Raw genomic sequence first — 13411 nt, 5'->3', positions numbered from 1 at the left:
TGCCGCACAGCGCTGCGCTGTTGCTCGATGCTCCACAACGCAGGTGATGCGGTTCGCCGCTAGGGAAGGCCCGAACGTTACGGGCCTGGATCCCGGCTTTCGGCGGGATGACGGTGTATCAAGGTGGTCGGGCATGCGGCAGTGCCGCGCGGCAGTGCCGCATGCACCGTGTTCGAAATACAAACGGCTGCCATCCATGGCGTCACGCGACCGGCTTCGGAACGCCCGGCCCGACCCTCCGTGGTCGGGCGTTCGGCAGGCCGCGCGGCAGTGCCGCGCAAGCGGCCTGCCTCACCCCCCGGCAATTCGCAGGGGGCCTTGCGGGCCGGTCATGCGGAACGGGATCGACTCCAGCTTCATCCCGCGATTGACCTGCACCGCGAAGTGCAGGTGCGGGCCGGTGGTGAAACCGGTGTTGCCCGACAGCCCGATCTGCTGCCCCGCGCGCACGCGCTGTCCGACGCGCACCAGCGCGCCTTCGGCCTTGAGGTGCGCGTACAGCGTCATCGTGCCGTCCTCGTGCAGGATGCGCACGAAGTTGGCGCGTCCGCCGAAACGCTCCAGGTTCAGCCCCGCCTTGTCGAAGTCGGATTCCACCTGCATCACGACGCCATCGCGCGCGGCGAGGACGGGCGTGCCGATGTCGGCGGCGAAATCCACCGCATACCGGTTCTGTTCGTCGCGATGGCTGAAATGGCCGCCATAGCCCTGGTCGATGCGGAACTGCGCCTGCTGCAACGGCAAGAGGTATTCGACATCGCGCGGGCGCGCCGACGGATCGCCCGGCAGGCTGTCCATCTGCAGTTCGAAATCGAAACCGCGATCCGGATCGGCTGAGCTGAGCACCGCGACCAGTGCGCTGCCCTGCGGCGCCACGGTCGCGCGCGCAGGCAGCACCGGGTTGCCGATCACGTTGTCGCTGCGGCTGAAATCCAGCTGCACCTGCACCGGGCCGGACAAACGGTTGTCGGCGAAGGCGAGGAAACGATCGCCGTCGTTCTCGATGCGCAGGCGCGCAATCGCGCTGGGCTCGCCCTCGACCGGGATCACCTTCAGCGCATCCTTCATCTGCGAAGGCGCGACGTCCGGCACGTGGTCGCCGTAATGCGTGATGCCGGCGCGGTCGGTCCAGCGATACACCTTCGCCGCGCCCGCGCCGAACGCCGCCAGCAGCGCGACGCTGCCGAGGATCCAGACCGCAGGGCGGCGCGCGCAAGGCATCGCGTTACTGCGCGCAGCCGGGCGAGAGCTGCAGCACGCGCGCGACTTCCGCCAGGTCGAAGGCCGATACCGACTTGTCGTCGTGCACCGCGAACAGCGCGCCGTTCGGGAACGCGAGCGTGGACGCCGCATGCAGCGCGACGCCGTCGGTATGCGCGGTGGTCTCGCCTTCGAAACTGCCGCGCGGCGCGAGCGTGGCGCGATCGAACAGATGGAAGATCGTCAGCGGCGCGAGCTGGTCGACGGCGATCCAGTAACCGCCGCCATCGGCGCAGCTCCATAGCGCGACGCCTTCGGCCTCGGCGCCGAAGCTCTTCTCCGGCAGGCTGCGGCCGGTGTACTTGCCGCTGAAGCTGTACTCGCGCAGCGTGGATTCGTGGCGACGGTCCTCGTCGGCAATCAGCAGGCGGTCGTTGCCCGGATCGCCGGCGATGGATTCGACCATGCGCAGCGCGGCCTCCTGCGAGGTGTCGCCGAACGAACCCGCATACGTCGCACGCAGGCGGCCGGCCTGGTCGAACTGCACGCGGTAGCGGCGCACGCGCTGGTCGAGTTCGGCCAGCGGCGGTACCTCGTCGAACTTCTTGCCGTACATGAAGCTGTCGGTGACATAGATCTCAAGCTCGCCCGGTTCGGTCTCGGTGAGCCAGATGCCGTACGGGCTGCGCAGTTCCTTCGTGCCGAACGTGCCGACTGGCGCGAAGTCCGGCAGCGACAGCACCTGCACGCGATGGTTGTCGCGTTCGACGACGAACACGTAGTCGCCGTACACGGCGATGCCGTTGGGACGGTCGAACTGCCCCGGCTCGCTGCCTTCGCCGCCGACATCGCGCAGGCGCCGGCCGGTGTCGGCATCGAACACGACCAGGCGATGCGTGGACTTCGCGGTGGCGATGAGCCACGTCGCCCCGTCTTCGGTCGTCCAGGTGGCGAGGGAGTCCAGCTCGTCCTGCGGGCTTTCGGCCGAGACGAAGCGTTCGGGCACGGTGCGGACTTCGGGCGTCGCGGCGGGCACGGGCGTGCTTGCGGGCGCGACGGGGCGGGTGGTGGTGCAGGCGGGGGCCAGGGCCGCCAGCGCGATCGCGATGGCGGCGGGGGCCGAAAGGCGGAAGGTCATGGAGCCGAAGTGTATTCGGGCCGCCTTTGCGCGGGGAGCCGGGGACGTGACGGACATAATAAATCGCTATATGCGGATGAAGCGATTGACACGGTCCCAAGGCGGGGGCAGACTGCGGCCATCCATCGAGACCGGCTGAGGGACAGGCCCTTTGAAGCCGGGGCAACCCAACCCAGCGCGCAAGCGCGGGCGAAGGTGCCAACTCCTGCGACGGGGCGCGTCAGGCGCCGGTCGAAAGATGGTTGTGATGCGCGCCCCACGTGGGTGCGCACTGCGACTCGCAGGCTCGGTGGCCCTTATGTCTTCAAGGATGCCGCCATGAGCTTCGCCCCCGTCTCCGCCGCCACTTCCGATGCCGCGACCGCCGAACGCGCGGACGCCTTCGATCCCGTCGTGCATGCCGCCGTCTTCTCCCATGTGCTCCACGCGCAGCGCGGCGAATGCACCGTCGAACTCGATCTGCGCCACGCCGGCACGCGCCGCATCGCGCTGCGTTACGAAATCCTCGGCGACCGCACGCTGCCGGCGGTGTTCGTCGCGGGCGGCATCTCGGCGCATCGCCATCTCGCCGCCAGCGCGACGTTCCCGGAGAACGGCTGGTGGGAACAGCAGATCGGCACCGGCAAGGCGCTGGATCCGCGCGAACGCTGCCTGATCGGCTTCGACTGGATCGGCGCCGACGGTTCGCTCGATGCGCCGCTGGATCCGGCCGACCAGGCCGACGCCATCGCCGCGCTGCTCGACGTGCTCCACGTGTCGCGCCTGCAGGCGTTCGTCGGCTGCTCGTACGGCGCGATGGTCGGCCTGCAGTTCGCGGCGCGTCACGGTTCGCGCCTGGAGCAGCTCGTGGCGATCAGCGGCGTGCATCGCGCGCATCCCTATGCCAGCGCGTGGCGCGCGCTGCAGCGTCGTGCCGTCGCGCTCGGCGCATTGCAGTGCGACGAAACGCATGGGCTCGCGCTGGCGCGCCAGCTGGCGATCCTGAGCTACCGCACGCCGGAGGAATTCGCCGCGCGCTTCGAGCCGGCGCAGGTGAGCGAAGGCCGCGTGCGCGTGGGCGCGGAAGACTACCTCGATCATTGCGGCGCCGCTTACGTGCAGCGCACCTCGCCGACCGCCTACCTGCGGCTGTCCGAATCCATCGACCTGCAGGACGTGGATCCGACCGCGATCCGCCTGCCGGTCACGGTCGTCGCCGTCGCCGAGGACCGCCTGGTGCCGGTGTCCGACGCCTACGACCTGGTCGAACGCCTGCGCGGCGAAACGCGCCTTCGCGTGGTGCGCTCGCTGTATGGCCACGACGCCTTCCTGAAGGAGGAGCGCGCGATCGCGGAGCTGCTCTGCGAAGCCCTCGACGACGTGCTGGAGGTGGCGGCATGAGCACCACGCGCAACCGCTGTACCGCCGCCGTCCGCGCCGGCATCGATCGCGACACCGCCTTCGGCGCCGTCACGCCGCCGCTGGTGCTGTCGTCCAACTTCAGCTTCGCCGGCTTCAACGAGAAGCGGCAGTACGACTACACGCGCAGCGGAAACCCGACCCGCGACCTGCTGGGCGAGGCGCTGGCCGAGCTCGAAGGCGGCGCCGGCGGCGTGGTCACCGCCACGGGCATGGGCGCGATCACGCTGCTGCTGCATGCGCTGCTCAAGCCGGGCGATCGCCTCGTCGTGCCGCACGACGGCTACGGCGGCAGCTGGCGTTTGTTCAATGCGCTGGCGAAAAAGGGCGCGTTCGAGCTGATCACCGCCGACCTTACCGATCCGCGCGCGCTGACCGACGCGCTGGCGAGCGATCCGACAGTGGTGTGGATCGAAACGCCGTCGAACCCGTTGCTGCGCATCACCGACCTGCGCTTCGTGATCGAGGCGGCGAAGGCCAAGGACGCGGTGACCGTCGTCGACAACACCTTCCTGTCGCCGGCGCTGCAGCAGCCGATCGCGTTCGGCGCCGATTACGTCGTCCATTCGACGACCAAGTACATCAACGGACACAGCGACGTCGTCGGTGGCGCGGTCGTCGCGCGCGAAACCGAAGCGCACCAGCAGCTGGTGTGGTGGGCGAACGCGCTGGGCCTGACGGGTTCGCCGTTCGATGCGTTCCTCACGCTGCGCGGCCTGCGCACGCTGGACGCGCGACTGCGCGCGCACCAGGAAAACACGCAGGCGCTGGTGTCGCTGCTCGATGCGCACCCGGCCGTGCGCGTGGTGCATTACCCGGGCCTGGAATCGCATCCGGGCCACGCGATCGCCGCGCGCCAGCAGGAAGGTTTCGGCGCGATGCTCAGCGTCGAACTCGATGGCGGCGTCGACGCGGTGCGCGCGTTCCTCGACGGCCTGCAGTGCTTCACGTTGGCCGAATCGCTCGGCGGCGTGGAAAGCCTGGTTGCGCACCCGGCGACGATGACGCACGCGGCGATGTCGCCCGAGGCGCGCGAAGCGGCGGGCATCGGCGACGGTTTGCTGCGCCTGTCGGTGGGCATCGAGCACGTCGACGACCTGGTGGCGGACATCGCCGCCGCGCTGGAACGTGCGGAGCAGGCGGTGGCCATCGCCGAGCGCATCAAAGGATGAGCGTCGCCGCGGTCGAAGTCGCGCGCGCTTCGGCCGCGCAGGTCGCACCGGCGCGCGTGGCGCTGCTCGGCACGGGCACGGTGGGCAGCGCGGTGCTGGCCCGGCTCGCGACGTGGCGCGGTTCGCCGCTGGGCGAACGCGTGTCGCTGGTGCATGTAGCCAATTCGAGGGCCTGCGCGGGCGATCGCACGGGCCTCGTCGCGGGCGATGCGCTGCGTCGCCTTGCGCTTGCGCCGCAGGGAAGTTCGCTCGATGCCGTCGATGCGGCGCTGCGCGGAGAGGGACCGCGCGTGGTGATCGATGCGACCGCGAGCGAGAGCGTCGCCGAGCGCCACGCGCACTGGCTCGCGCAGGGCATCCACGTCGCGACCGCGTGCAAGATCGGGCAGGGCACGTCGCTGTCGCGATGGCGCGCGATCCGTGCGGCATCGCGCGCGGGCGATGCGCGCTATGGCGACAGCGCGACAGTCGGTGCAGGCCTGCCGCTGCTGCGCTCGCTGCGCGAACTGCAGGACGGCGGCGATCGCATCCACGCCATTGCCGGCGTGCTTTCGGGCTCGCTGGCGTGGTTGTTCAATCAATACGACGGCATGCGTCCGTTCTCCGCGCTGGTGCGGCAGGCGCGCGACGCCGGCTACACCGAGCCGGATCCGCGCGACGATCTGTCGGGTGAAGACGTGCGCCGCAAGCTGCTGATCCTCGCGCGTACCGCGGGCGTCGAACTTGAAGCGGGCGACGTCGAAGTCGCCTCGCTGGTGCCGCCGGAGCTGGCGATCCTGTCGAAGGAGGCGCTCGACGCGGCGCTGCCTGCCCTCGACGCACCGCTGCGCGAGCGTTTCCAGTCGGCCTACAAGCGCGGCGAGAAGCTGCGCTTCATCGCGCGTCTCCAGGACGGCCGCGCAAGCGTGGGGCTGGAGTCGCTTCCGGCCGATCACCCGCTCGCCGGCGGCGCCGGCACCGACAATCGCGTGGCGATCTGGTCGGATCGCTACGCCACGCAACCGCTGGTGATCCAAGGGCCGGGGGCAGGCGCGGAAGTGACCGCTGCGGGGCTGCTGGACGATGTGTTGAGGTTCGTGCGCTGAGACGCTGGTAGACGCGTGGCAGTCGCTCGCTTGAATGTGGCGGTGCCCAAGTTCCCGTCATTTGCCGCACGCCATTTCGTCATCCCGGCGAAGGCCGGGACCAAGGCCCGTAACGCTCGGGCACTCTCGTGCCAGTGATCCGCCTTACCGTCATTCCAGCGAAAGCTGGAATCCATTTTGATCTTGCGGTTGCGGTTGCCGTCGCGGTTGCCGTCGCCGTACCTGCCACTGCCACTGCCACTGCCGCTGCCGCTGTTGCCCTTGCCCTTGCCCTTGCTCTAGCTCTAGCTCGTCATTCCCGCGAAGGCGGGAATCCATGGACGTTCCACGCTTTACCTGTGGCGTCAAAGAGCAAAGAAGAATCACCCGCCAAGCTTCCGATCGCCTGCGGCGCTCGGGTCACTTTTCTTTGCTTGCCCAAAGAAAAGTAACCAAAAGAAAGGGCCTTCCATTTGCCCAAATCAGTCCTACGACCGGAAAGCGAAAGGGCGCGTTCGCGATTCGCCATCCATGGCTCAGCGCTCACCGCCGCACATCCTGTGCGGCGCCCTACGGGGCTAGGGGCGAATAGGCTGTTCGACAGCAATAGCAATAGCAATAGCAATAGCAACAGCAACAGCAACAGCAACAGCAACAGCAACGACGGTTCAACACATCCACGCATTCCAGCCGAAGCCGGAACCGATTCTTGCTTTGCGGTCACTTACGAAGAGCAGCAATGCGCCGTGAGCGCAGACACATCGCACGGCCCGACCCTCACCCCAACCCCTCTCCCGGAGGGAGAGGGGCTTAAGCGTGTCATCCCGGCGAAGGCCGGGACCCAGGCTCTCAAGCCATCAGCAATTCGCGAATCAGCGCGTTCGCGCCAACGCCTCCAGCAACGCCTTCTCGAAACGCACCGGCGCTTCCACCTGCGGCGAATGGCCGAGGTCGTCGAATTCCACCAGCGTCGCACCGGGGATCGTCTTTGCCGCGCGCTTGCCGAGCGCCGGGTAATCGCCCAGTCGTTCGCGCAGCTCCGGCGAGGCGCGGTCGCGGCCGATGGCGGTGCGGTCGCGCTGGCCGATGAAGAGCGTCGTCGGCTCGCGGATCTGCGGGAACTCATGCACGACCGGCTGCGTGAAGACCATGTCCGTCGTCAGCGCCTGATTCCACGCGACGCGCTGCTTGCCGGGGCCCGCATACAGACCGGCAAGCATCGACACCCAGCGGTCGTACTCGGGCTTCCACTGCCCGCTGTAATACACCTGCTGCTGGTAGCGCTTGATCGAATCGAAGTTCGTCTTCAGCTCGCCCGCGAGGTTAGCGTCCACGCTCGCCCACGGCACGCCGAGCGCCTTCCAGTCTTCCAATCCGATCGGATTGACCAGCATCAGCGCCTCGGTGCGCTGTGGGTACATCAGCGCGTAGCGCGTGGCGAGCATGCCGCCCATCGAGTGGCCGACGATGGAGGCGCGTTCGATACCCAGCGATTCCAGCAACGCGTTCGTGTTCGCTGCAAGCTGCTGGAAGCTGTACTGGTAATGCTCGGGCTTGCTCGACTTGCAGAAGCCGATCTGGTCTGGCGCGATGACGCGATAGCCCGCGCCTGTGAGCGCGCGGATCGCCGATTCCCATGTCGCCGCGCAGAAGTTCTTGCCGTGCAGCAACACCACTGTTCGACCGTTAGGCGTGGCCGGCGCCACGTCGAGATACGCCATGCGCAGCGCCTCGCCCTGCGAGGTGAACGCGTGGTGTTCCACCGGGAACGGATAGTCGAAGCCTTCCAGTTCCATGCCATAGGAAGGGACCTCGGCGGCAAACGCGAGGCCGGGCGAGAGGACCAGCGACAGCGCGCAGGCGAGCAGCGACGAGCGCATGAACAGGCTCCATTCGAGGGGATGCCCGACCATACCGCAGCGCGTGCGACGACCATGAGGCGCTCCCTGCCGTCTCGACACGGCCAGCGGGGTGAACACGGATCACCAACGTTTGGCCCATGCGGCCTGATTTCGGCGCTCGCTAGGATCGAACGCACTGCACGCCATGGGCCGTCCGATGGATCGATCGACCTCATACGACGCGGAATCGCAGACGCGCTGGCGACTCGACGGCGACGGCTGGTCGCTCCGATGCCCGGATGGCAGCGAGGTCCCGCTCACGCGCGCCGAACGGCTGGTGATCGAACGCCTGCTGCTCACGCCGGGGCGGCTGGTCACGCGCGACGCGCTCGCCGACGCCCTGGCCGATCCGTCCTTCGACTCGCACCGCCTGGATTCGCTCGTCTATCGCCTGCGCCGCAAGGTCGCCGATGGCTGCGGCACGCACCTGCCGCTGGAGGCGATCCACGGCGAGGGCTACATGCTTGACACGCTGCGTTGAGCGCGCACTTTGTCGTACGACAGGCCGCATAAAAAAGGCGCCGACCAGTGAGATCGGCGCCGAGGGCAAAACCCGTTGACGGGTCTGGAGAGTCGGTTGTGGCCCTGCGATGTCAGCGCATCACTTCAGCCCGTTGTTGATCGTGTTGACCAGCGTGCCGGCCGCGTCGTCGCCGCTGAACTCCCAGAAGAACGCGCCACCCAGGTTCTGCGCCTTCACGTAGCTCATCTTCTCGGTGACCATCGCCGGCGTGTCGTAGCTCCAGAACGTGTTGCCGTCGTACTTCCACGTCGCGCGCGCGTTGGCGTCGGTGTAGATCGTGCCGGGGCGATCCTTCAGGACCTTGTAGTCCTCGTTGCCCGCCTCGTACGTACCCGGCGCCGCCGACCCGCTCTGGTACAGGCCGTTGTTGACGTTCGCCACGCCCGTCCAGCCGCGGCCGTAGAAGCCGATGCCGAGGTTGAGCTTCGACGCCGGCACGCCGCGGGTGAGGAAGGCTTCCATTGCATCGTTGCTGTTGTAGAGCTTCTGGTCGCCCGTCGACGGATCGTTGGGCGAATCGAACAGCGCGGAGTGATGGTTCGTGCGCGCATCCCACGTGCCGTGGAAGTCGTACGTCATCACGTTGATGTAATCCAGGTACTGGTGGTACGCAGCCGGATCGGTGACGCGAACCTTGTCCACGCCCGCACCGGCGGCGATGGTCAGCAGCAGGCCCGGACGCACCGCGTTGAGCTGGCGGCGGAACTCGGCCAGCAGTGCGGTGAAGTTGGCGCTTTCCTCCGGCGTGCCGCAGGTGAGCCCGCAGGCGGACGGGTATTCCCAATCCAGGTCGATGCCATCGAACACGCCCGCTGCCGCGCCCGCACCGCCCGCGCCGTCGGTGACGGGCAGGTTGCCGCGGATGTACGCGTCGATGCACGAGGACACGAACGCCACGCGGTTTTCCGGGCGCGCCGCGCTCGCGAAGCCGCGCGACCAGGTCCAGCCGCCGAGCGAAATCAGCACCTTCAGGTTCGGATACTTCGCCTTGAGCTGCTTGAGCTGGTTCCAGTTGCCGCGCAACGGCTGGTCCCACGTGTCTGCCGCGCCGCTCACGCTTTCGCCGGCCTGGAACGCCTTGGTGTAGTCGGCGAACGCATCGCCACCTTCACCCGTGCTTTCGTTCGTCGGGATCGTCACACCGACCTGGCAGCGGTTGTTGCGTACGTTGCCGAAGGCGTAGTTGATGTGCGTGATCTTCGACGCCGAGCCGCTGGTGTCGATGTTCTTCACGCGGTAGTTGCGGGCGTAGATACCCCACTGCGCGAAGTAGCCGATCACGCGCTTGTTGCCGCCGGTACCGCCGTCGAGCGTCTTCGCGCTCACCGCGCTGCTCTGCGCGGACGCGTTGGACGGGCTGGCCGCATCGCGCGCACGCACGGTGTAGCTGTAGGTGGTGTTCGCCGTCAGCCCGGTGTTGGTGTAACTGGTGGTCGTCGGCGAGGCGATCAGCGTGCCGCCGCGATACACGTCGTAGCCGGCCACGCCCGCGCCGCCGGCGTTGTCGGTGGAGGCGTTCCAGCTCAGCGCGATGCTGCTGGACGACAGCGCCGTCGCCGACAGGCCCGTCGGCACGCTCGGCGGCGTGGTGTCGGTCGGCGGCGTTCCGTTGACGGTGATGTTCGCCGCGCTGGAGGTCGTCGTCGCGCCCTGGTTGTCGGTGGCCTTCGCCGTGAAGCTGTGGCTTCCGGCGGTGGCGTTGCTCCAGGTCACCGCGTACGGCGCGCTGGTGTCGACGCCGAGCGACACCGAGCCGCGGAAGAACTCGACGCTTGCGACGGTGCCGTCGCTGTCGCTCGCATTGGCGGTGACGGCGATGCTGCTGCCGGCGTTGTAGGTAGCGCCGTTGGCGGGCGAGGTGAGCGTCACGGTCGGCGCCTGGTTCTGCCCGCCCGTGCCGCACGCCCCGAGGTCGGTGTACCAGCCGCAGGTTGGACAATGCGTCGGTGGCGCATTCCAGATCTGGATGTTCGCCTGGTACAGGCGGTTCTGGTACACCAGCTTGTCGCCGGGGTTGTAGATGGTGGACGCGGTCCACGCGGGTATCGCGGCGCACGACACCGTCTGCGCCTGCACCGCGGGGATCGTCCCCATCAATGCGAGCAGCGACGAAAGCGCGAACGCGACCGGTCTTGCGGCACTCCTGTTTGCATCTCTCACGAGCTTCCCTCCGATACGAGATTGACCGCCACACATGCCGGACCCGACCGGGCCCGGCTCCTTAGCTGTTCGGGAATGCCGCCGGACGAGGCCCGCCAGCGCGGGCGCCGCGCGAGGCGCTGGTCGGCGTTGAAGGCGTACAGGCGCGAATCCGACACGCTGACCTCCGCAGGACGGAACCGGAGGTCGGCGGCGTCTTGCCACGGACATTGGCCCGGTCGATGGCTGACAACGTTGTCAGCGGGTCCGGAGTCCATCCGTGATCATGTCCACATTTCGCCGGCAGCGCCGTCGGGCGCCGACGAACGTAGCGATGGATCGCACGAAAAATGTGCCCGCGTCACGCGGGCTTAATGAAAGTCCGCAAGACATTGGTTAAACCCTGCAGGACACGGCGCCGGCCCGCGCGCGCCATGTTGCGGTGCCGCACGAATCTTCGCGGACCCGCGTTGTCAGGCGGGAATCGGACGCAGCAGACGCCTTTCGAATTCCGACGCCGGCATCGGCGCGCCGAAGAGGAAGCCCTGCACCTGGGCGCATTCGGACGCCAGCAGCGGCGCGACCTGCGCCTCGCGTTCGACGCCTTCGGCCACGACCTGCATTCCGAGGTTGCGCCCCAGTTCGACCACCGCGCGCACGATCGCCAGCCCGGCCGGATCGCGGTCGATCTGGTCGGTGAAGGCGCGGTCGATCTTGAGCTTGCGCAGCGGGAATTCGCGCAGGTGGCTCAGGCTGGAATAGCCCGTGCCGAAATCGTCCAGCGCCATCGCGACGCCGAGGTCGGACAGCGCGACCATCGTTGCGATGCTGGACGCGGGGTCGGTCATGATCTGGCGCTCGGTGATTTCCAGCTCCAGTCCGTCGGCCGGATAGCCGTGCCGGCGCAGCACGCGATCGACCGCGTTGCGCAGCCGGTTCGCATCGCGGAACTGCGCGCTGGAGACGTTCACGGCCATGCGCATCGGCATCAGCCCGCGCGTGCGCCACGCGGCCGACTGGCGCACCGCTTCCTCCAGCACCCATTCGCCGAGCTGCTCGATCAGACCGTGTTCCTCGGCCACCGGGATGAACGTGGACGGCGTGATGCGCCCGTGCCGCGGGTGATCCCAATACACCAGCGCCTCGGCGCCGATGACGCGCCGGTCGCGCAGTTGGATGATCGGCTGGTACAGCAGCACCAGCTGGCCGAGCTCCTGCGCGTTGCGCAGTTCGTTGAGCATCGCGAAGCGGCGCGTCACCGAGGCTTCCATGTCCGGCAGGAAACGCAGGTGCACGTTCTTGCCGGCGCCCTTGGCCTGGTACATCGCGATGTCGGCGCGCTTGAGCAGCTGGTCGTGGTCGCGGCCGTGTTCGGGATGGCGCACGCTGCCCAGGCTCAACGTGACGCCGAGCTGTTCGCCTTCCATCCACAGCGGCACCGCGACGCGCCGGATCAGTTCCTCGGCAATGCCCGCATCGCGCGACGGCGAACCGCTGGGCAGCAGGATGATGAATTCGTCGCCACCGAAGCGGAACACCTCGCCGCGCTCGCCGACGCCCTCGCGCAGGCGATGGGCGATCTGCGCCAGCACGCGATCGCCCGCGCTGTGCCCGAGCGAATCGTTGATCTCCTTGAAGCCGTCCAGGTCGGCGAAGATCAGGCCGAAACCGTCGGGGTCGCGCTGCGCCAGCGCCTGTTCGAGCCTGACTTCGAACTTGCTGCGGTTGGGAAGGCCGGTGAGCGTGTCGAAGTACGCGAGGTGCGCGATGCGGTCCTGCGCTTGCTTGCGCTCGGTGAGGTCGATGATCGACGCGACGACGAGGTTGCGGCCCTGCACGGTGATCGGGCTCAGGCCCAGTTCGACCGGCACTTCAACGCCGTCGCGGCGCAGGCAGTGCAGCTCGTGCTCGCCGGCGCCCAGGTGCGTGCGGCGTTGCACCTGCAGGAAACGCGCGCGTTCGGCGGGGCAGCGCGGAAGCAGACGGTCGGGAACCAGGACTTCGACCGCACATCCCACTAGGTCGCCGCGCGAATAGCCGAGCAGGCGCTCGGCTTCGACATTGGCCAGCGAGATGCGGCCGTCGGCATCGACGATGATCATCGCGCCGGGCGCGCCGTCGACGAGCGCGCGGAAGCGCTGCTCGCTGGCGTGCAGGTCGCGCTGCGAGCCGATGGTGATCGCCGCCAGGTACAGCAGCGCGATGCCGACGATCACCAGGTTGAGGCGTTCGCCCGGTATCGCGCCGGGCGCGAGCAGGCACATCGCGTCGGGCGCGATCTGCAGCGCCGCCATGCCCGTGTAATGCGTGCCGCATACGCCCAGCGCCATCAGCGCGGCCGCGCCGAGCTGCACGCCGAAGCGCGGTTCGTTGCCGATCCACGAGAACCGCGTGAGCAGGTGCAGCGCGACCAGCGACACGGCGAACGCCACGACGACCGAGGCCACGACCCAGAACGTCGAATACGTCGCCGCGGGCGAGAAGGGAATCGCCGCCATGCCGATGTAATGCATGCTGCAGATGCCCATCGCCATGAACGCCGCGGCGAGCAGCACCTGCCCGAAGTTGCGCCGGCGCGTGCCGGCCACGTACAGCGCGAGGACCGACGCGAGCACCGCCGGCACCACCGACAGTGCGGTGAGGCGGATGTCGAACATCATCGGCAGGGGCAGGCGGAAGGCCATCATCCCGGTGAAGTGCATCGACCAGATGCCCAGCCCGAACGCGATGCCGCCCGCCCACGCCCACAGCGGCGTACGGCGCGACGTCGCGCTGCGAACGCGCCCGGCGAGCTGGATCGCGACGAACGCCGCGAACCACGCGATGAGGAACGACAGGACAAGGGTCCTGAAGTCGTAACTGCCCTGCATGCCGCT

The 13411-nt window shown here is 68.2% G+C and carries 10 protein-coding genes and 1 riboswitch; of the genes, 4 read left to right on the top strand and 6 right to left on the bottom strand.

Features of this window, described 5'->3' with window-relative positions:
- Positions 1-291: 291 nt before the first annotated feature.
- Together DX912_RS11215 and DX912_RS11210 are read right to left on the bottom strand one after the other, a co-directional pair.
- A complete protein-coding gene (locus DX912_RS11215) occupies positions 292-1221 on the bottom strand; it encodes a peptidoglycan DD-metalloendopeptidase family protein (RefSeq protein ID WP_115842592.1) in 930 nt (309 codons plus the stop codon).
- Positions 1222-1225: 4 nt separating this feature from the next.
- Positions 1226-2338: an NHL repeat-containing protein gene (locus DX912_RS11210; protein ID WP_115842591.1), complete on the bottom strand. Its 1113-nt coding sequence runs from the start codon at positions 2336-2338 to the stop codon at positions 1226-1228.
- 119 nt (positions 2339-2457) lie between these two features.
- Positions 2458-2583: riboswitch (SAM riboswitch) on the top strand.
- Between the two features lie 73 nt (positions 2584-2656).
- Here DX912_RS11210 and metX point away from each other — a divergent pair.
- Genes metX through DX912_RS11195 form a run of 3 tightly spaced genes read left to right on the top strand, consistent with a single transcriptional unit; the run spans position 2657 to position 5993 of the window.
- Positions 2657-3718: a homoserine O-succinyltransferase MetX gene (gene metX / locus DX912_RS11205; RefSeq protein WP_115842590.1), complete on the top strand. Its 1062-nt coding sequence runs from the start codon at positions 2657-2659 to the stop codon at positions 3716-3718.
- A complete protein-coding gene (locus tag DX912_RS11200) occupies positions 3715-4908 on the top strand; it encodes an O-succinylhomoserine (thiol)-lyase (RefSeq protein WP_115842589.1) in 1194 nt (397 codons plus the stop codon). The genes metX and DX912_RS11200 overlap by 4 nt, the downstream gene beginning before the upstream one ends.
- Positions 4905-5993 (top strand): homoserine dehydrogenase family protein, encoded by a 1089-nt coding sequence (locus DX912_RS11195; protein ID WP_115842588.1) that lies wholly within the window; start codon positions 4905-4907, stop codon positions 5991-5993. The genes DX912_RS11200 and DX912_RS11195 overlap by 4 nt, the downstream gene beginning before the upstream one ends.
- Positions 5994-6285: 292 nt before the next feature.
- Here DX912_RS11195 and DX912_RS18185 read toward each other — a convergent pair whose 3' ends face one another.
- The gene (locus tag DX912_RS18185; RefSeq protein WP_147298631.1) at positions 6286-6633 is read right to left on the bottom strand and encodes a hypothetical protein; all 348 of its coding nucleotides are present in this window, start codon (positions 6631-6633) and stop codon (positions 6286-6288) included.
- A 211-nt stretch (positions 6634-6844) separates the two neighbouring features.
- Positions 6845-7852: an alpha/beta fold hydrolase gene (locus DX912_RS11190; RefSeq protein ID WP_115842614.1), complete on the bottom strand. Its 1008-nt coding sequence runs from the start codon at positions 7850-7852 to the stop codon at positions 6845-6847.
- A gap of 166 nt (positions 7853-8018) precedes the next feature.
- Between DX912_RS11190 and DX912_RS11185 the strand changes: the two genes are divergently transcribed.
- Positions 8019-8354 (top strand): helix-turn-helix domain-containing protein, encoded by a 336-nt coding sequence (locus DX912_RS11185; RefSeq protein WP_115842587.1) that lies wholly within the window; start codon positions 8019-8021, stop codon positions 8352-8354.
- A 120-nt stretch (positions 8355-8474) separates the two neighbouring features.
- Here the strand turns inward: DX912_RS11185 and DX912_RS18725 are convergent, their stop codons facing one another.
- Both DX912_RS18725 and DX912_RS11175 read right to left on the bottom strand, forming a co-directional pair.
- Positions 8475-10571 (bottom strand): glycosyl hydrolase family 18 protein, encoded by a 2097-nt coding sequence (locus tag DX912_RS18725; protein ID WP_325050570.1) that lies wholly within the window; start codon positions 10569-10571, stop codon positions 8475-8477.
- 437 nt (positions 10572-11008) lie between these two features.
- Complete coding sequence (locus DX912_RS11175) at positions 11009-13405, bottom strand: bifunctional diguanylate cyclase/phosphodiesterase (protein ID WP_115842585.1); 2397 nt, start codon at positions 13403-13405, stop codon at positions 11009-11011.
- Positions 13406-13411 lie beyond the last annotated feature (6 nt).

The sequence above is a fragment of the Lysobacter soli genome, assembly GCF_003382285.1.
GTDB lineage: Bacteria > Pseudomonadota > Gammaproteobacteria > Xanthomonadales > Xanthomonadaceae > Lysobacter_J > Lysobacter_J soli.
Note: the sequence above shows the minus strand (reverse complement) of the source record. Positions and strands in the feature narration are given on the sequence as shown.

What these genes read in the sequence shown, in the direction of transcription:
- DX912_RS11215 (WP_115842592.1), bottom strand. Translation starts at nt 1,221, where the DNA reads ATGCCTTGCGCGCGCCGCCCTGCGGTCTGGATCCTCGGCAGCGTCGCG.
- DX912_RS11210 (WP_115842591.1), bottom strand. Translation starts at nt 2,338, where the DNA reads ATGACCTTCCGCCTTTCGGCCCCCGCCGCCATCGCGATCGCGCTGGCG.
- metX (WP_115842590.1), top strand. Translation starts at nt 2,657, where the DNA reads ATGAGCTTCGCCCCCGTCTCCGCCGCCACTTCCGATGCCGCGACCGCC.
- DX912_RS11200 (WP_115842589.1), top strand. Translation starts at nt 3,715, where the DNA reads ATGAGCACCACGCGCAACCGCTGTACCGCCGCCGTCCGCGCCGGCATC.
- DX912_RS11195 (WP_115842588.1), top strand. Translation starts at nt 4,905, where the DNA reads ATGAGCGTCGCCGCGGTCGAAGTCGCGCGCGCTTCGGCCGCGCAGGTC.
- DX912_RS11190 (WP_115842614.1), bottom strand. Translation starts at nt 7,852, where the DNA reads ATGCGCTCGTCGCTGCTCGCCTGCGCGCTGTCGCTGGTCCTCTCGCCC.
- DX912_RS11185 (WP_115842587.1), top strand. Translation starts at nt 8,019, where the DNA reads ATGGGCCGTCCGATGGATCGATCGACCTCATACGACGCGGAATCGCAG.
- DX912_RS11175 (WP_115842585.1), bottom strand. Translation starts at nt 13,405, where the DNA reads ATGCAGGGCAGTTACGACTTCAGGACCCTTGTCCTGTCGTTCCTCATC.